A 17,051-nucleotide genomic window follows, 5' to 3' on the forward strand; every position below is an offset into this window, starting at 1 on the left:
ATGTCGGAAGAGATAGAGCGCGTTGTTATTGAAAACGGGGACCAGATTCCCTCTGGCTGGGGTGTACCGCGGGATGCCAAACGGAAAACCACTGTCACTATCCGTGAACCCAAAAGCGAAGAAACTTTTGAAGTTGCCGGTGGCACCCTCACCGCGACGCCGGGGCTGGACTGGATTATCGTCCAGCCATCCGGCGAGGAATACCCAATCAAAAAGGAGATCTTTACTGCCACCTATGAGGAGGTGACAGCGGGACACTATCGCAAAACCGCACGGAGCAGGCTCGTTCAGGTGCCCGAAGGGGTGGTTGCCGTGCTGGTCACCAAGGAGGGGCGCATTGAGGTCCAACATCCTGATTATGTGGTGATCGGTAAGGAAAATGAGGTCTATGCCAATTCAGCCAGGTGGGTTGCGGAGAACCTGATACTGCTTTGAGACGTTTCTAAGCGCAGGATCAACAGCAACAGAATATCCTGCATAAACAATCTGCAGCAAAAGGGTTTACTTGACATCGCCGCCGGGACACGCTACCAACTGTTTCACATTCTCTGATCAACATTTCGCAGCAGCAATTTACCGCTCCTCTACATCAGGTTCCATCAACAATGGCCAATGAACTCCCCTTAGGCAAACACGTTGCCTACAGCTTTACCTACGATCCCAGCCTGCTCTGCCCCATACCACGTCAGCTTGGCCGGGAAGCGGCAGGAATTGCCAAACAGGTTGCAAGCTGGCTGGGTGAGGATATCTGGAATATCTATGAACTTTCCTGGCTCTCCGAATCAGGTCGGCCGGAAGTGGCGATGGCTGAGCTGCGGGTGCCGTCCTCATCCCCGAACCTGATCGAGTCGAAGTCATTCAAGCTCTATTGCAACTCATTCAATATGAGCAGATTTGTGAGCGGAGACACGGTGAGAAAAACAATGGAGAAGGACTTAAGTGCGACGGCTGGTGCCAGGGTAGAGGTCGTTCTGATTGAACCAAGGGATTTCGCCAAGGTGACGATTAACGAACCGGAAGGAATCTGCCTTGACGAACAGACGATTGACCAGGTCAGCTTCATACCCGATCCATCGATTCTCGCCACAGGGGACGATACGACACAACAGACCTTCTTTTCCCGGCTCTTTCGTTCCTGCTGCCCTGTTACCGGCCAGCCCGACTGGGCGACGGTAACCGTCAGCTACGAGGGGAAGCGGATCGTACCGGAGAGCCTTTTGCGCTACCTCATCTCTTATCGGGAACACGCTGGCTTTCACGAGGCGTGCGTGGAAAATATCTTCAGCGATATCATGAAGCAATGCCGACCGGCAGAACTCACGGTTACGGCCCGATTCACCCGCCGCGGCGGCATCGACATCAACCCGATCCGCTCGACCGGGACCGGGCCATGGCCAAATCTTCGCGATCCACGTCAATAAGGGATAACTGCGAACAACAGAGAGCCTGTCCTCAGCACGCCTTCGAAAGAAAAGGTTTTACAGTCGTGGAACCTTCTCTTGTTTGTAGGTGTGCATATTAAATTCCAGCAGATCCTGAACTATTTTGATGAGAGAATCATACCAGGCAGGCTTTTCTGCTGGTTCATTTTTTTGCTGCACCTGAACACTGTTCTCTGGCTTTTCATTCATGGCATACCTCTCTCTTAGTTTTGAATCAATATCAACATGTATCGGATCATGTTCACATCAGGAGCAGTTTCTTCCACAACGTGTGCACATGAACCAACACACCTCAACATACCATTTCCTGTAACAAATACGGATCAATTCAGATCGACCTGTTCATTATTGAGAAACAATTTTTTATCCCTGGTTTCCATCTTGCTGACCAGATTGGCACCGTCTTTGACAAAAAGTCCGGTCTTCATGCCTGGAAAAGCTGGTTCGAGCAGCATGGGATTTTCGCCAACCAATTCCGCCGGTACCTGCATGTTGGAGTGGAAGGTGAGGTATTCAAATACCTGCTCCGGCTGCTGCAGCATCGGGAACATCTGCCCCACAGTCAGCTCTTTTTCAAGCTTCACCACCAGATCTCCACTCACCTCACCCTGCGGCAGCCCGGCATGCACGTCGCTTACGAAAATTTCCAGGCCGGGTTTTAGAAATTTCTCCACAATGCTCACCATCTGCAGGCCGACACTGCTCATCTTGGCCTGAAATGCCTGTAGCGCCACCTCCGGATCTTCGGTAGTATTCCCGAGTTCGGTCAACAGTTCACCAAGGATCTTTGTGTAGCTTTTCATAGCCTCCTCATAGGCTGCAGCATCAAGACCCCTCACACCCATGGTGGCACTCCCGTTTTCAACCTTATCAAGGCCGTCGGAAAGCAGACCAACCCCATAAGAGGCCTCGATATCGAGAGTCTTGTTCACTTCGTCATAATGAGCGGTATAACCGGTCCGGAGACCGTCCATGGTCAATTCCGTTACGCCGTCACGGCCGCTCATTTTGCCGAAATGTGCGGAAGCACCCCCGTCCCAGATAAAGGATGAAATCAGTCGTACATCGGAGTTAAACGATACACCCTCCAGGGTCATCTTATCGGGCACCGTCATCCCCTCCCAGGTACCGTTAGCCTGTATCCTCTCAAGTTTCCAGTCACTGGTAATATCAAATTTGGCAGCGCGGGACTCGAGCGTATCCTGCTCGATCTTGAAGGTCATGGGCAGAAGGGAGATATTGGAGCGGATATCGCCGCCCAGGGTATATTCTGTAACAACAGTAATCGGGTCTTTTCCTCCCGGCTGGCCGGCAACAAATTTGCTGTACCATGGATTCTGCTCAAGGCTGGAGGTAAATGTAACTCCTCGATAGCCATGTTTGCCACGATCGATCACGACAACCTCGTCAATCCCATATACGGCCTTCAAACCGCCAAGATCGATCTTCCACTCTACTTCCGAAGAAGTTAGCCCTCGATCATAACGGACGATATCCATCTGCATGTCATTGCCCTGGTCGGTATACATGGTGTTGACCTGGGTCACCAGCTCCCGATAGCCCTTTTCCATCAAAATACCATTGATAATAGGCATCCCGGCTCCAACAAGTGCCAGGACGATAACAATTGCTATGACAACCTTTTTCATATTTTCACTCCAATTGAGGCAAATCACTTTAACATCACGGACACCTATCCGTTACAAATCACTTACCGCGATCATACCAGAGTCGCGGTAGTCTGACCATTAGCACGTAATATTTTCTGGTTATATCCTGTTATAAAATAGTTTACAGTTTAAATGGTTGCGCTTTTCCATTAGGCAGTACGATATGCCGGATAACCGACAAGAAGGGGAGTTTCCATGCACAGCAAAGCGATCCACGGTTTTCTACTGGACCGAACAGGACATGGCAGAGAAATTGAGATATCATCAACGGACACGCTGCCCGTCCATCCCGATCATCTGCTCTGGGTACACATTGACTACACCAGCCCCGAAGCGGCTGCCTGGCTGCGCAATTGCGACCGGCTCGATCCGCTGGCGGTGGAGAGTCTACTGGAAGAGACCTCACGTCCCCGCGCCATGCTCTTTCACACCGACCTGATTCTTGATTTGCGCGGTGTCAACATGAACCCCGGCGCAGACCCGGAAGATATGGTCGCGGTGCGGATTTGGGCCGATGAACAGTATATCATCAGTTCCAACCGCCGCAGGATGTCCTCGCTTGAGGATATCCAAGAGGAACTGCACCATGGGGACGGCCCGAAAAATAGCAGTGAGTTCATCAGCTCCCTTGTCGGGCATATCGACGACCGCATCTCCCTGGTGCTCGATCAACTCGAAGACGCATTCGAACAGCTGGAAGACAACCTGCTAATGGAGGAATATTCCGAACTCCGGGTCGAACTGGCACGACTCAGACGGTTGGCCATTCGTTTAAAACGTTACCTTGCACCCCAGAAAGACGCCATCAATCACCTATTAAATGAACCTCCACCCTGGTTGCAGCGCCGCGATAAAATGCGTCTCAGGGAAAACGTCAACCTCCTGAACCGGCATCTCGAGGAGCTTGATTCCATCCGCGACCGAGCCATCATCGCCCAGGAGGAGTTCATCAACCGGCTCTCAGAACAACTGAACAACAAGATGTACACCCTCTCACTGGTGGCAACCCTCTTTATGCCGCTTGGCTTCCTCACCGGGCTATTGGGGATCAACGTCGGTGGCATCCCCGGTTCCGACAGTAAGTACGGGTTTATGACCGTTTCCGGCCTGATCCTCTTTTTACTGAGCATGCAGCTCTATTATCTTTGGAAAAAGAAGTGGTTTTGAAACTGAATTGCTGTTGATGTCAGCTCCAGCCTGAGAGTGGCAGTCCCTACCTGTCATCAAATTTATATCCGGCACTGTAGACGGAATGGATCAGCTCCCGGTCGCAGGCCTCGCTGATCTTTTTTCTGAGCTTTTTCACATGACTGTCGATGGTTCGGTCGCTGACCGTCCGCTGATCGGGATAGATTCTCTCGATCAATTGACCACGGGAAAAAACACGGCCGGGCTCAGCGGCCAAGAGCGCCAGAAGGTGGTATTCAACGACCGTGAGCGGCAGTAGGATACTGTCGATCCTGGCCTCGTATTTTGCCGGGTCAAGCTGCAGTGACCCGCTTTTTGCCCCGGTGCCATGGTTGTTCAATTCTTCACTGCGCCTGAGCACCGCTTTCACCCGGGCGACCACCTCCCGTGGACTGAACGGCTTGCAGACATAATCGTCGGCCCCAAGCTCAAGCCCCGTCAACCGGTCCAACTCCTCGATTCTTGCCGTCACCATAATGATCGGCACCTGCGAAAAGGTACGTATTTCGCGACAAATCGTCAGCCCATCGCAACCGGGCAGCATCAGATCCAGCAGAATCAGTCGCGGATTGTGTTCACGCACCCAAGCCACCACAGTCTCTCCTGTGTGGAGGCAGTGACTCCGGAACCCGGCCTGGGCCAGATAGTCGCTCACCAGCTTCGCCAGCTCCCTTGAATCTTCAACGATGAGAATGTGCTCGGTCATAATGCTATTACTCAGAAAGCGGCAGTCGCACCCGCACCAGCAAACCTCCCAAAGGGGAGTGCTCCGCCTCGATTGTGCCGTTATGGCCTGTGACGATACTGTGGCAAATGGACAGGCCCAATCCCGCACCGCCCAGTTCCCGGCTGCGTGAGGCCTCGACCCGGTAGAGACGGTCAAAGAGCCTGGTAAGATCTTCGTCGCTTACTCCGGGGGCGGTGTCCTCAAAGGTATACACCAAATGTTGCTTCTCACAGCCGACATGGATACGGATAGTGCCGCCGGAATCCGTATAGCGGATGGCATTGGCCAGTAGGTTGGTAAACAACTGCTTGAGTCGCTCATTGTCGGCAAAGAGTGAGGCATCATTATCGATATCCACTTCGGTTTCCAGCCGCAGTCCATGATCTGTAAGCTCCGCCTCCATAAGAGATATCGCCTGTTCCAGGGCCCAGCATGGCTGAACCTCTACCCGCTGGTAGGACATCGCCCCCAGGTCGGAAAGCGACAGCTGGTAGAGATCATCGACCAGGAGACCAAGATGCATGACCTCCCGATGTAGACCACGATAGAGTTCTTCGGTCGGCTGATAGAGCCCATCCTGTAACGCCTCGATCTTGCCGCGCAGAATGGAAAGCGGCGTGCGCAGCTCGTGGGAGATATCGGCAATCCACTGACTTCGGGCAATCTGGTTTTTCTCGAGAATAGTACCGAGATCATTCAGATCCTGGGCCAACTGCCCAAACTCATCACTGGAATTCATGCGAATACGGGTCTGGTAACGCCCTTTGGCAAGGCTACGGGTAGCTGCAGCCATCTCCCGAATGGGCCGAGTCAGCATATAGGTGATGGGGAATGTCAAACCAGCGGCAATGAGCACTGCTGCAGCGGCGATCAGCATGAGGGTGAACTTTTGCTGATTAGCAAAAACTAGCTCCAGCTTCTCTGATAGATATCGGGCCGGATAGAGGCCCACATACCCCACCACTTTGTTTTCATGGAGCAGCTCAATCAGATCGACGCTGGATTGGCCGGGATCAAAGCCGAACAGCGTATGCTTTTTTTCGTCGAGCAGAAAAACCCTCGGCAACAAACTCGGCGGAAGCTCGGCCGGCCGTGGTCCGGAGGGAAGCATTCTGCTGCCGCGTCCATTTCCCCGCAACCGCTCTAGAAACCTTTCTTTCTGCTTTCTATCCGCATAGCTGCCGATAATGATTTCGGCAACCCGAATCGGGTCATCGGTAAGCCAACTCCAACCGTCATGCTTTTTGTAGATGATCTCCAACTCGGTACCAACACGCTTGAGCTGCTCATACTCGACACTGCTCACATAGTGAAGAAAACCACGGTTGAAACTCCACTGCATGACAAGGGTCATATAGACCACCACCACCAGAATGGCCGCGAGAATTGCTGCAAAGAGCTTATAGTGTAATCTGATTTTCATCGAGATATCCTTTTGAGGTACTGTTCCATATTTTTGTACCAGATATCCTCTCTTTTTTTGAGGGAATATCTTCAGGATACCTCTTTGCACATTCTTTTCACATTCTTGCCACAATTCATCCTTATTAATTGTGTAATAATCTGCATATTTCGAAAACTACCCTCTTTCTTTACAAGAGAACGACACATGAAAAGACCGGCATCATCCCTACCCGCCGCTCCGGCCCACAAATGCGCACACCGTTCGTTTGGACGCAGGTTACTATTGCTTCTCTTTGCCGGCTTGCTCTTTGGCTGCGCACCCAAAACCGGTTTGCTGCCACAATCACCCGAGGTTGAGTTACCTGCACAATTTTCCCAACAGGGCGAATTGCGAATATCGGATGAGTGGTGGCAGGATCTCCCGGATCCCGACCTGAAACAACTCATTGAACAAGCTCTCCAATCCAACCTGGACCTGAAGATTGCCCAGGAACGTTTGCTGCAGGCTGAAGCGATCTCCCGTCAAGCCGGAGCCCAGCTATCCCCAACCCTCGACGCCCAGGCCAAAGGGACTGAAACCAGAACACGCCGCGATGACAGTTCCAGTTCGACCAGCAATTTTTCCCTGGGGTTGGCAGCCGGGTACGAGGTTGATCTCTGGGGCCGGCTGCAGGCCAAGGAAGATGCAACCCTTTTTGAAGTGAGCACCGCGAAAGAAGATCTGCAGACGGCTGCGCTTTCCCTGGCGGCCCAGATTGCCACCACCTGGTACCAGTTGGCAGAAAGCTACAGCCAAATGGAACTTCTGAAAAAACAGCAGGAGGTCAATACGCTGGGCCTGGAGCTTATCAGATTGCGATTCAATGCCGGCCAGATCGGCATTGCCGATGTGCTCCAGCAGCAACAGCTGATTGAGTCGAAATCAGGAGAAATGGCCCGAGAACGAAGCAATGCTGCCCAGCTCACACATCAACTGGCCATCTTGAGCGGCGTTTCCCCTGGGTTGCTCACCCTGCCAGAGCAACCTGAACTGATCGCGCTGCCACCTCTGCCTGCCACCGGCGTACCACTCGATCTGCTGAACAACCGACCGGACATCCGAGGTGCATTCTTTAATGTGTTGGCCGCTGACCGGAGAGTAGCCGCAGCCATTGCCGACAAATATCCGCGTCTCTCAATCTCTGCCGATCTCACCACCACCGGCACCGCCAGCCAGCTCTTTGACAACTGGCTGGCCTCCATCGCCGGCAATCTCCTCGGACCAATCGTGGATGGCGGCAGTCGTCAGGCCGAGGTCGATCGCACCACTGCCGTGACCCGTGAACGTTTGCTGGCCTACAATCGGACTATTCTCGAAGCCATCGGTGAAGTTGAAGACGCCCTCGTCGCCGAAAAAGAACAGAAAAAGCTTATCTCCAGCCTTGAAGTCCAGCTCGAACTGGCTACCCAGACCATCTACAACATTCGCGATCGCTATAAGCTGGGCGCTGTCGAATATCAGCGAGTGCTGGGGGCCCAGCTGTCTCAACAGTCCCTGCAGCGTAATGTACTGACTGCCCGACAGCAACTCATCAGTAATCGAATCAGCCTGTACCGAGCTCTGGGCGGACATGTGCCGCCCACCTCGATCGCCATTTCCGATAAGAGTTGAAAAAGAAAAATCCGTATAACCATAAAAGCCAGAGCCGCCATGAACATGATACGACCAGAGGAACATATCGCTCCCGGAGAAATTCACCGCAAGACCAACAAAATAGCCGGATTCATCCTGCATTTTCTGCTTCCTGCGGTGATCCTCGCCTGCGGAGTGGCGATTACCGTCTACCTGATGCGGACTTCACCCGAAGCCCGGCCTGTGAAACGACCGCCAAATGCCACTCTGGTCGAAGTACGTACTATCCAGTCGGGTCTGCAGACAACCATGATTGAGGCCATGGGTGAAATAGTCGCCGCCAGGGAGGTCGATTTAAAACCACGGGTCGGCGGAGAGGTGATCGAAGTCAGTAACGAGTTTGTGCCTGGCGGCCATTTCGAGGCGGGTGAAACCGTGCTGAAAATTGATCAGGACGACTACCGTTTGACACTCCAACAGCTGGAGAGTGAAGTACAAAAGGCCGAAAGCGATCTGGCAATAGAGATGGGCAATCAATCCATCGCCGCCAGAGAGTTTGCTCTGGTTAATGAAAAAGTCCGGCCCGAAGAGCGGGCCCTCATCCTGCGCGAGCCGCAGCTGGTAAAGCTGAAGGCCTCACTTGCTGTTGCCCGATCTAAACTCGAACAAGCCCGGCTCGATCTGGCCCGTACTGAGGTGAAAGCCCCTTTCAACGGTGTCATTGAGAACCGCAGTGCCGATGTAGGCGCACGTGTCAACGAATCAACAGCGCTGGCCCGGCTGGTTGGTGCCGACGTGTTCTGGCTGCGGCTCACTCTCCCCGTTGACCAGCTGCAATGGCTGAAATTTCCCACCACCAGTGAAACTGGCTCTGAAGTGCGCATCTACCCTCAGAGCAACACCGACCAGTTCCGCACCGGGAAACTTATCCGGCTTGAAGCTGCTCTTGAAACTCAGGGGCGCATGGCCCAGCTCCTGGTGGAAATTAACGATCCACTTTGCCTGAAACCAGAGAACAGCGCCAAACCGAAATTGCTGCTCGGCTCCTTTGTCAAAGCTGAGATAGTTGGAATCCCCATCAATTCAGCCGTCAAACTGGATCGCTCCCATATCCACGACGGCAACAAGGTCTGGCTGATGGACGATAAGGGACAACTGCAAATAAGGGAAGTGGACATTCTCTTTCGTAATCGCGACCAGGTGATTGTCGCTGATGACCTTGCCAATGGTGAACGACTGGTGGTCTCCCAACTTTCTTCTCCCATCGCCGGCATCGCGCTACAAGTTGCCGGTGACAAAAAAACGGCAGTGGACGGACAGCGGCAAGGCAAGAAGGGGAAAATGGAAAATGCAGGAGGAAACCCCAGTGCTCAGTAAGCTCACCACCCAAGAGAGCGGCCCCATCAGCTGGATGATCCACAACCGGGTCACCCCGAACCTGCTCATGATTTTTCTGATCCTTGGCGGAATCTTTATGACCACCAGGATCAAACAGGAAGTCTTTCCCGAATTCGAACTGGACCGGGTCAACATCAGCGTTTCCTATCCCGGATCGAGCCCGGAAGAAGTGGAAAAAGGTATCATTTTAGCCATCGAAGACGCTATTGAGGGTATCGATGGTATCAAGGAGATCACCTCCACCGCCTCCGAAGGCAGTGCCAGCGTTCGCGCCGAGATGATGGATGACGCCGACCGGCAGACCGTCCTGCAGGACATCCAGCAGGAGGTAGATCGCATTTCCACCTTCCCGGATGACGCCGAGGACCCGATCGTATCTATGGCGTCGCGGCGGCATCAGGTGTTGCGGCTCAATTTTTACGGTGACGTGAGTGAGCTGTCATTACGAGAGGTTGTGGAACAGGTTCGCGACCGGCTCCTGCAAGCTGACGGCATCACCCAGGTGGACATCGGCGGCGGAAGAGATTTTGAGGTGCAGGTGCAAATTCCCCTCGAAAAGCTACGGATGTACGGCCTGACCCTTACCCAGGTGGCCACCATTATCCGCCAGTCGTCGGTAGAAGTACCTGGCGGCAAGGTGGAAACCAGCGGCGGCCAGATCCTCCTAAGGGTCGACAACCGGCGAGACTGGGCAAAAGAATTTGCTCGCATCCCCATCGTCTCCACGACCACCGGTACAACCGTTTATCTTGAGGACATTGCTGATGTCACGGAAGGATTTGAAAGCTCAAACCGTGAAGCCGCCTATGAACAGCAACGGTCGTTAAACCTCCTGGTCTACCGGGTCGGCAAGCAGACCCCCATCGGTGTCTCCGATGCCACCCGCGCGGCCATGGCCGAGATAGAATCGGATCTGCCTCCCGGTATCCACTGGACCATTACCAGCGACGACTCAGAAGTCTATAAGCAGCGACTCGAGCTGCTTTTGAAAAACGCCTTTTTCGGTCTGGTTCTGGTGTTGGGCCTTTTGGGACTGTTCCTTGAGATGAAGCTGGCCTTCTGGGTTACCATGGGCATCCCCATCTCCTTTCTCGGGGGGTTGCTCTTTCTGCCGTTCTTCGGCGTCACCATCAACATGATCTCGCTCTTTGCCTTTATTATCGCCCTCGGTATCGTGGTCGACGACGCCATTATTGCCGGCGAAAATATCTATGAATACAGACAGCGGGGTTTTTCCTTTGCTGAAGCCGCCATCGAAGGCGCCAAGGATGTGGCAGGCCCCATCGCCTTCTCCATCCTGACCAACGTGGTGGCGTTCATGCCGATGCTGTTCGTCCCCGGTATTATGGGCAAGGTGTGGAAGGTGATTCCGTTAGTGGTCATCACTGTCTTCCTTGTCTCCTGGCTTGAATCGGTTTTGATCCTGCCCAGCCATTTGGCCCACAGCAATCCCCGGCCGTCAAATCCTCTGGTACGCGCCCTCAACCGGTTGCAACAGGGTTTTGGCAGAAAATTCAACTGGTTTGTCGAAAACATCTACGGACGGGCACTTGAATCAATACTGCAATGGAAATTTCTGACCGTCGCCCTGCTTATTGCCATGTTACTGGTAACCTTTGGATATGTGCAGAGCGGCCGCATCAGGATGATTCTCATGCCGCGGGTCGAGTCAGACCGGGCCGTAGTTACCGCCAATCTGCCATATGGGAGCCCTTACTCCCAACTTGCCAAGGTTCGGGATCAGATCGTTCAGGCCATGGAACGGGTTCGCGAACAAAACGGCGACGACAAGCTGGTGGAGGGTATCGCCTCGGAGATTGATGAAAACACCATCGAGGTAAACGCCTTCCTCACCCCACCGGATATTCGCCCGCTAAGCACTAAAGACGTCACAAAGCTTTGGCGACAAGAAGTGGGGCCCATTGTTGGAGTTGAATCCACTGTCTTCGAATCGGATCGCGGCGGCCCTGGCAGCGGCTCTTCCATTGCCATTGAGCTGAGCCACCGGGATATTGAAATTCTGGACAAGGCGAGCGCCATACTGGCAGATAAGCTGGCGGAATTTCCGAAAGTCAAGGATATCGACGATGGATATACCCCAGGAAAACCACAGTTCAATTTTACCATCAATGAACGAGGCCGCAGCCTAGGTCTTACGCCAACAGAGGTAGGCCGTCAGGTGCGCGACGCCTTCCAGGGAGCTATAGCTCTCAAGCAGCAGCGAGGCGCAAATGAAGTGACTCTGCGAGTGCAGCTGCCTGAGTCCCAACGGCTCAGCGAATTTGATATCGAACGGATGCTGATTGCCACCTCTGCCGGCACCTTCGTACCACTTTCGGACATCGCCGATGTGGAACGCAGCCGCGCTTACACCAGTATCACCCGACGGGACGGTCGCCGAACCGTCACCGTCAAGGCCGATGTAGACCCCATTGAGGACACCCCGATCATTCTGGCGGCCCTGAATAACTCGGCCCTGCCGGAGCTCGCCCATACCTTTCCAGGCCTTACCCATGGCTATCAGGGTCGCGAGGCAGATCGGAAGGAGAGCGTACAAAGCTTGATGCAGGGTTTTGCCTTTGCCCTGGTCTCCATCTATTTCCTTTTGGCGGTACCCTTCAGGAGTTACAGTCAACCACTCATCGTGATGATAGCCATTCCGTTTGGATTTGTCGGGGCGGTTATTGGTCATCTCATTATGGGCTACAGTCTTAGCCTGATGAGTATGATGGGAGTGGTGGCCTTATCCGGTGTAGTGGTCAATGACTCTCTGGTTCTGGTAGACTACGCCAACAAGCGCCGGCGGGAAGGATTTAACGCGCATAACGCCATCGCTGCAGCGGCAATGCGGCGTTTCAGGCCTGTTATGCTGACCACACTCACCACCTTTTTTGGTCTCGCTCCAATGATCATGGAGACCTCCCGCCAGGCCCGGTTCATGATCCCCATGGCGATCTCACTGGGCTTCGGTATCCTCTTTGCCACGGTAATCACGCTGGTACTGGTACCATGTCTCTATCTGATCGTGGAGAACATTCGAATATTCATGCAGGAAGCATCTGGTTCCCAACCGGAAATTGCAACGACTTCGCATCAGCAACACATTGGCAGACTTGGCGACAATCATAGCCTGCCGGACTAAGTTGATCACTGCTTCTACGTCATCTTGTCTCCGCCTCACCGACGATCTCAGTCGGTGAGGTGTAAGGCACACCTCGTGTTTTCTCTTCGTTCCTCCACTTGCCAGCATTCCTATAACCGGTTAAAACGTCCATTTCATGATTACCGAACCTAGTATAGAACAAAAGATAGACAACAATCGAGGATAGCTGTGGCACGAAAACGGACGAAAATCAGATATTGTTATGAAGATTATATGAATAACAGTTCCGCCGTCGAAAAGGCAGAATATCAGGAGCAGTTCGCCCCACTGATCGACATTATCACCCGGGCGGAAGACGATAAAGAGGTGATGGCGCTTGCCAAAGCGTACGACAGCGAGCACGGTACTGAAATGTTCGCCGAAGCCGTACATTTGACCGTCTACTGCATCGCCTGCAGTAAATTTGACTGCGACTGTTGAGTTGCGTGCCCCTTCGTTCCCCAACGAAAAAAAGGCGGCCTCACCCTTGAGACCGCCTCTTCTATATTTAACGAGCAACGGTTTAACAATTAGGAATCAAGGGTTTGTCTCCTCTACAATGAGCCATATGCCGTCGATCTTTTTCAGCTTATAAGACTCAAGCTGTTCCTTGCCGTTACCGAGAAATCGAGTGCTGACAACAGCTTCATCCACACCGATGGTCTTCTGCAGGACCTCCATATCAGTAATTTTGTATTTGATACCCTCTACCGATTTACGCATTTCACTTTTCGAAACTTTCTCGTCGCCTTTCGTCAAAATAGCGTCATCGGAGTAGAGCGCCAGCCATTTATCCCATTCACTCGCACTGATATATTCCTGAACTTTGGCAACGATTGCGTAGACTTCTGTTTCATCACTAGTATTTCCCTGGATATTGCCGATCATCATGCCCGGGTTTTTGGTTGACTGACACGCGGCCAGCAGTCCAACCAGGAAAAGTACGAGTGCAACATTGATTAACGCCCTGCTCAGTTTCATTTTTCACCCCTTTTATAGAATATCAACGAATTGCAGAATATCCACCAGCCTGGAAATCCTTTGTAATGAGACTTGTGCTTACCATGAACAACCTCTCAATACAATAGGCATATTTACCTAATTTCATTTATCTTTAGCAAAAAACCTGACCAACAATACTGCCACCATCCCAAACCAGGGAGCATAGGACGATTGCATCATGTTCCCAACACTCAACCACATCTGATCTCTTTATTTTGGAAAAACCAGAAAAATTATATAATCCTTGCGAAAATGATGGCCTGAATCTGTTCATCTGGTAACATAAGGATGTAACGACATTTTTCAGCATCGTGATATCTTTTTGAGGTGAGCAGAATTCAGACCATGACACGACATTATCCCCCTAATGATGACACAAAACGTGCCCGGCAACATCATGAGACCTTTCTCAAGAATTACTCTTTGATCGATATCATCGATATTAATCATCTTCAAGAGTTGCAGGACTCGTTTGCCAAAGCCCATCGTATCGCCTCATCCATCGTCGACATTACCGGTTCCCCTATCACCAAGCCCAGTAATTACTGTGAAGTTTGCCAAATTATACGCGGGACCGAAAAAGGTCTGCTCAACTGCATGCGTTCCGGCAAGGTACTGGGAGAAATGTCGCTTAGAACCCAGAAACCCTATTGCCACTCCTGTGAGAGCATAGGCTTTCTCGACGCCGCAGCCCCGATCGTTATCGAAAATGTTCACGTGGCAAACTGGTTGATCGGGCAGAACTCAATAGGCAGTGTCAATGAAGAACGCATTATTTCCTATGCTGAAGAAATTGGCGTTGATTCCGAAAGGATGCTCAGAGCCTTTCATAAAATGGGAAAAATGTCGGAGGAACACTTCAGGGAAAAGCTTGATTTTCTCTGGCTCATGGCCAACCGGCTCTCCAATCAGGCGTATCAGCAACTCCGATACCAGACCATGTTAAGATCGCTTGAAAAATCGCAGAAAGAACTCAACGAGTACAAGAACAACCTGGAGCAAATCGTCAACCAGCGCACGAACGAACTGGAAGAGGCGATACAACGTATCCGGCAAATTTCCATCCGTGACGCGCTGACCGGTTGCTTCAATCGGGGCGGGATTAACGAATACCTACCTAAAGAGATGAAACGAGCCAGGCGCTATAACAACCCAATAGCCATCCTTATCTTCGACCTGGACCATTTCAAGAGAATCAACGACAACTACGGCCATCAGTCCGGTGACCTGGTATTGAAACAGGTTGTTGAAACGATACAGCAGCTCATTCGCCAGGATGTGGATTGGTTGGGTCGATTCGGCGGTGAGGAGTTCATCCTTATCATGCCGCTGACCGACACTGAAGGTGCAGTGGAAATCGCTGAACGTCTACGGGAGGCAGTAGCCGAGATCCCCTTCCTTTTCTCCGGGGAAGCCGTGCATGTCACCGCAAGTTTTGGGGTAAGCTCCATTGAAGAATGGCAGACTGCCGAAGATGTATCCCATGAAACACTACTGAACAGCGCCGATGTTTATCTCTATCAGGCGAAGAGTAATGGGCGTAACCTTGTTGTAGCCGGTCCCCCTGGGGTAAATTAGAAGATAGGAGACATTCAGGGAGAGATCATTTTCCAACGGACGGTTGCCCATAAACAATAAAAGGGGCTATCCCTTGTGGAATAGCCCCTTTCTCAGTTCAACAACCGGACAAAGCCGATTGGAAAACTCTTACTATCTTCTGCTCGGGGTGAATTCAACCCTTCTGTTCTGCGCACGACCCTCAGCGGTATCGTTCGTTGCCGCCGGACGGGTCTCACCGTAACCAACTGCAGTAAGCTTGTCAGCAGGAACACCAACAGTGTTCACGAGATACTTGACAACCGCATTAGCACGTCTCTCAGAGAGTTTCTGGTTGTAGGCATCAGTACCGACAGAGTCTGTATGTCCTTCAACAGCAACTTCCAGATCCGGATTCATGTCGAAGATTTCCTTGGCACCTTTCAGGTCTTCTTTGTACTCGGCCTTGAGGTTGGATTTATCGAAGTCAAAAAGAATGCCTGTGTAGACCCAGCAACCATCCTCATTAACTTTCACGCCTTTCGGGGTATCCGGACAACGATCTCTGCTGTTCAGGACGCCGTCGCCATCATCATCACCGTCAACAAACGGCAGATCGTACATGGCAAAAATTCTCGTCCACTCATCGCCATTGAAAGCAATACTTGGTGCAGATTTCACCATAACTTCGCCGTCTTTAACCACAGCATAGTCAGTAACTGCATTCTCTTTTACCTTCTCAGGATTGATTTGCAGGCCATATGCAGTGAAGATGGAATGGTATTGCATTGGACTGTATGCTATATCAAGATCATTGAAAGCAACCTGACCATCAGCAGCCTTGGCATATGTAGCAGGAACATTACCAACAGCATCAGCTGACATGCTTATTCCACAAGCCTCGATAAGTTTATTAAACTTAGATGACGGATAAGCAGTGGATTCTTTGTAAAAACCAACGCCGGCATCGGCAGGAATCTCGATGGCCAGAGCAGGCGTGCTCAGAGCAAGTGCGGCCAGGGCAACAAATACAGTTCTTTTCAACATTTCTTTTCTCCTTAAGTCTTATACTACATTTCTTCTGAAAAAGCGGTTTTCTATCACAGCAACATTCATGTGTCTTCTATATTATGTCCACCTGGACAATCCCTTGAAAAACCTTGCCACTTTTATCTACGACATCATTCTGATCTGTCGTGCTGAACCCCGGCTCTCTCCAAACCGAAGCAACGTATGTTACCGGTTCCCTCCTTTTATCCAAAATGTAGTAATTTTAATCACTCAGCATGGTTATCAAGGTGTATCAAATTAAGCATGTGGTAAAGAATAATCAGGCAAGTTCAACAATCAAGCCATGTTTAACGAAAAAAACAATAGGTTCCGCGCAGATTGATGGTAGTCGAACCTGTCCTTTGTGCAGAGACATCCTTCAACCCACGTCATGAATATCACGGCTTCCTGACTAATTGAGCCTGTATGCTCTTTTGTAACCGATGGAATTCTCCTAATAGCAAAAAATGTTACATTTCAAACTATTACAGAACATTTGAAAGGCTGCAAGCAACCACCCCAACCGAAATTTGGCATCATCTGCAAGCCAAATAAATAAAGAGCTAGACAGAGTACCAAAGCCTTCATAGTAGGGTATTTTGATACTAGCCTTTAATTTCAAATAATTCCACGAAAATTTTTAGCAAACCAACAAGGTTCTGTCAATTGGCTCCATTTTTTCTCACTAGAGAAATGGCACTTCTTCGGCCATCCCCGACATCGTCATTCCCTTCTTTTCTCAGTCAGGGCATGGAGAGGGGAACGTGCGGTTTCTTTGTGAAAGGAAATTTACCGTTGCTGGCCATCATATTTCCCACCGAAAATAGAACAACATTGAAGATGAGTCAGTTTCATATAACACATTATATTACCGTGAATA

14 protein-coding genes are annotated in these 17,051 nt (G+C 51.4%); 8 read left to right on the plus strand and 6 right to left on the minus strand.

Going from position 1 to position 17,051, the window contains the following annotated elements; translation table 11 throughout:
- Together BUF15_RS12990 and queF are read left to right on the plus strand one after the other, a co-directional pair.
- Positions 1 to 435: a hypothetical protein gene (locus BUF15_RS12990; protein ID WP_073613922.1), complete on the plus strand. Its 435-nt coding sequence runs from the start codon at positions 1 to 3 to the stop codon at positions 433 to 435.
- Between the two features lie 170 nt (positions 436 to 605).
- Positions 606 to 1,421, plus strand: coding sequence for an NADPH-dependent 7-cyano-7-deazaguanine reductase QueF (queF, locus tag BUF15_RS12995; RefSeq protein WP_073613923.1), 816 nt, complete (start codon positions 606 to 608; stop codon positions 1,419 to 1,421).
- A gap of 57 nt (positions 1,422 to 1,478) precedes the next feature.
- Here the strand turns inward: queF and BUF15_RS27130 are convergent, their stop codons facing one another.
- Together BUF15_RS27130 and BUF15_RS13000 are read right to left on the minus strand one after the other, a co-directional pair.
- Positions 1,479 to 1,631 carry a hypothetical protein gene (locus BUF15_RS27130; RefSeq protein ID WP_159441294.1) on the minus strand — a complete coding sequence of 51 codons (153 nt, stop codon included), beginning with the start codon at positions 1,629 to 1,631 and terminating at the stop codon, positions 1,479 to 1,481.
- 134 nt (positions 1,632 to 1,765) lie between these two features.
- Positions 1,766 to 3,091: a DUF945 family protein gene (locus tag BUF15_RS13000; RefSeq protein WP_073613924.1), complete on the minus strand. Its 1,326-nt coding sequence runs from the start codon at positions 3,089 to 3,091 to the stop codon at positions 1,766 to 1,768.
- A 216-nt stretch (positions 3,092 to 3,307) separates the two neighbouring features.
- On the opposite strand from BUF15_RS13000, the gene BUF15_RS13005 reads away from it, so the two are divergent.
- Positions 3,308 to 4,279 carry a zinc transporter ZntB gene (locus BUF15_RS13005; protein WP_073613925.1) on the plus strand — a complete coding sequence of 324 codons (972 nt, stop codon included), beginning with the start codon at positions 3,308 to 3,310 and terminating at the stop codon, positions 4,277 to 4,279.
- A 46-nt stretch (positions 4,280 to 4,325) separates the two neighbouring features.
- On the opposite strand, the gene BUF15_RS13010 is transcribed toward BUF15_RS13005, so the two are convergent.
- Complete coding sequence (locus tag BUF15_RS13010; RefSeq protein WP_073613926.1) at positions 4,326 to 5,006, minus strand: response regulator; 681 nt, start codon at positions 5,004 to 5,006, stop codon at positions 4,326 to 4,328.
- 7 nt (positions 5,007 to 5,013) lie between these two features.
- A complete protein-coding gene (locus BUF15_RS13015; protein WP_073613927.1) occupies positions 5,014 to 6,450 on the minus strand; it encodes an ATP-binding protein in 1,437 nt (478 codons plus the stop codon).
- Positions 6,451 to 6,636: 186 nt separating this feature from the next.
- On the opposite strand from BUF15_RS13015, the gene BUF15_RS13020 reads away from it, so the two are divergent.
- The 4 genes from BUF15_RS13020 (at position 6,637) to BUF15_RS13035 (ending at position 13,024) form a co-directional block, all read left to right on the plus strand.
- The gene (locus BUF15_RS13020; RefSeq protein WP_084553972.1) at positions 6,637 to 8,082 is read left to right on the plus strand and encodes an efflux transporter outer membrane subunit; all 1,446 of its coding nucleotides are present in this window, start codon (positions 6,637 to 6,639) and stop codon (positions 8,080 to 8,082) included.
- A 39-nt stretch (positions 8,083 to 8,121) separates the two neighbouring features.
- Complete coding sequence (locus BUF15_RS13025; RefSeq protein ID WP_073613929.1) at positions 8,122 to 9,420, plus strand: efflux RND transporter periplasmic adaptor subunit; 1,299 nt, start codon at positions 8,122 to 8,124, stop codon at positions 9,418 to 9,420.
- A gap of 34 nt (positions 9,421 to 9,454) precedes the next feature.
- Entirely contained in the window at positions 9,455 to 12,583 is a 3,129-nt protein-coding gene (locus BUF15_RS13030) for an efflux RND transporter permease subunit (RefSeq protein WP_234981176.1), read from the plus strand.
- A 234-nt stretch (positions 12,584 to 12,817) separates the two neighbouring features.
- On the plus strand, positions 12,818 to 13,024 hold the full coding sequence (locus BUF15_RS13035) for a hypothetical protein (RefSeq protein ID WP_073613931.1): 207 nt from the start codon (positions 12,818 to 12,820) through the stop codon (positions 13,022 to 13,024).
- A 96-nt stretch (positions 13,025 to 13,120) separates the two neighbouring features.
- Here BUF15_RS13035 and BUF15_RS13040 read toward each other — a convergent pair whose 3' ends face one another.
- Positions 13,121 to 13,564, minus strand: coding sequence for a nuclear transport factor 2 family protein (locus BUF15_RS13040; protein WP_073613932.1), 444 nt, complete (start codon positions 13,562 to 13,564; stop codon positions 13,121 to 13,123).
- A 366-nt stretch (positions 13,565 to 13,930) separates the two neighbouring features.
- On the opposite strand from BUF15_RS13040, the gene BUF15_RS13045 reads away from it, so the two are divergent.
- Positions 13,931 to 15,163, plus strand: a complete 1,233-nt coding sequence (locus BUF15_RS13045) for a diguanylate cyclase (RefSeq protein WP_073613933.1) — start codon at positions 13,931 to 13,933, stop codon at positions 15,161 to 15,163.
- 132 nt (positions 15,164 to 15,295) lie between these two features.
- Here the strand turns inward: BUF15_RS13045 and BUF15_RS13050 are convergent, their stop codons facing one another.
- The gene (locus BUF15_RS13050) at positions 15,296 to 16,168 is read right to left on the minus strand and encodes an OmpA family protein (RefSeq protein ID WP_073613934.1); all 873 of its coding nucleotides are present in this window, start codon (positions 16,166 to 16,168) and stop codon (positions 15,296 to 15,298) included.
- Positions 16,169 to 17,051: the final 883 nt, after the last annotated feature.

The organism is Desulfopila aestuarii DSM 18488 (assembly GCF_900143695.1).
Lineage (GTDB): Bacteria > Desulfobacterota > Desulfobulbia > Desulfobulbales > Desulfocapsaceae > Desulfopila > Desulfopila aestuarii.

Excerpts from the sequence above, each read along its gene's own strand:
- BUF15_RS12990 (WP_073613922.1), top strand. The coding sequence starts at position 1 with ATGTCGGAAGAGATAGAGCGCGTTGTTATTGAAAACGGGGACCAGATT.
- queF (WP_073613923.1), top strand. The coding sequence starts at position 606 with ATGGCCAATGAACTCCCCTTAGGCAAACACGTTGCCTACAGCTTTACC.
- BUF15_RS27130 (WP_159441294.1), bottom strand. The coding sequence starts at position 1,631 with ATGAATGAAAAGCCAGAGAACAGTGTTCAGGTGCAGCAAAAAAATGAA.
- BUF15_RS13000 (WP_073613924.1), bottom strand. The coding sequence starts at position 3,091 with ATGAAAAAGGTTGTCATAGCAATTGTTATCGTCCTGGCACTTGTTGGA.
- BUF15_RS13005 (WP_073613925.1), top strand. The coding sequence starts at position 3,308 with ATGCACAGCAAAGCGATCCACGGTTTTCTACTGGACCGAACAGGACAT.
- BUF15_RS13010 (WP_073613926.1), bottom strand. The coding sequence starts at position 5,006 with ATGACCGAGCACATTCTCATCGTTGAAGATTCAAGGGAGCTGGCGAAG.
- BUF15_RS13015 (WP_073613927.1), bottom strand. The coding sequence starts at position 6,450 with ATGAAAATCAGATTACACTATAAGCTCTTTGCAGCAATTCTCGCGGCC.
- BUF15_RS13020 (WP_084553972.1), top strand. The coding sequence starts at position 6,637 with ATGAAAAGACCGGCATCATCCCTACCCGCCGCTCCGGCCCACAAATGC.
- BUF15_RS13025 (WP_073613929.1), top strand. The coding sequence starts at position 8,122 with ATGAACATGATACGACCAGAGGAACATATCGCTCCCGGAGAAATTCAC.
- BUF15_RS13030 (WP_234981176.1), top strand. The coding sequence starts at position 9,455 with ATGATCCACAACCGGGTCACCCCGAACCTGCTCATGATTTTTCTGATC.
- BUF15_RS13035 (WP_073613931.1), top strand. The coding sequence starts at position 12,818 with ATGAATAACAGTTCCGCCGTCGAAAAGGCAGAATATCAGGAGCAGTTC.
- BUF15_RS13040 (WP_073613932.1), bottom strand. The coding sequence starts at position 13,564 with ATGAAACTGAGCAGGGCGTTAATCAATGTTGCACTCGTACTTTTCCTG.
- BUF15_RS13045 (WP_073613933.1), top strand. The coding sequence starts at position 13,931 with ATGACACGACATTATCCCCCTAATGATGACACAAAACGTGCCCGGCAA.
- BUF15_RS13050 (WP_073613934.1), bottom strand. The coding sequence starts at position 16,168 with ATGTTGAAAAGAACTGTATTTGTTGCCCTGGCCGCACTTGCTCTGAGC.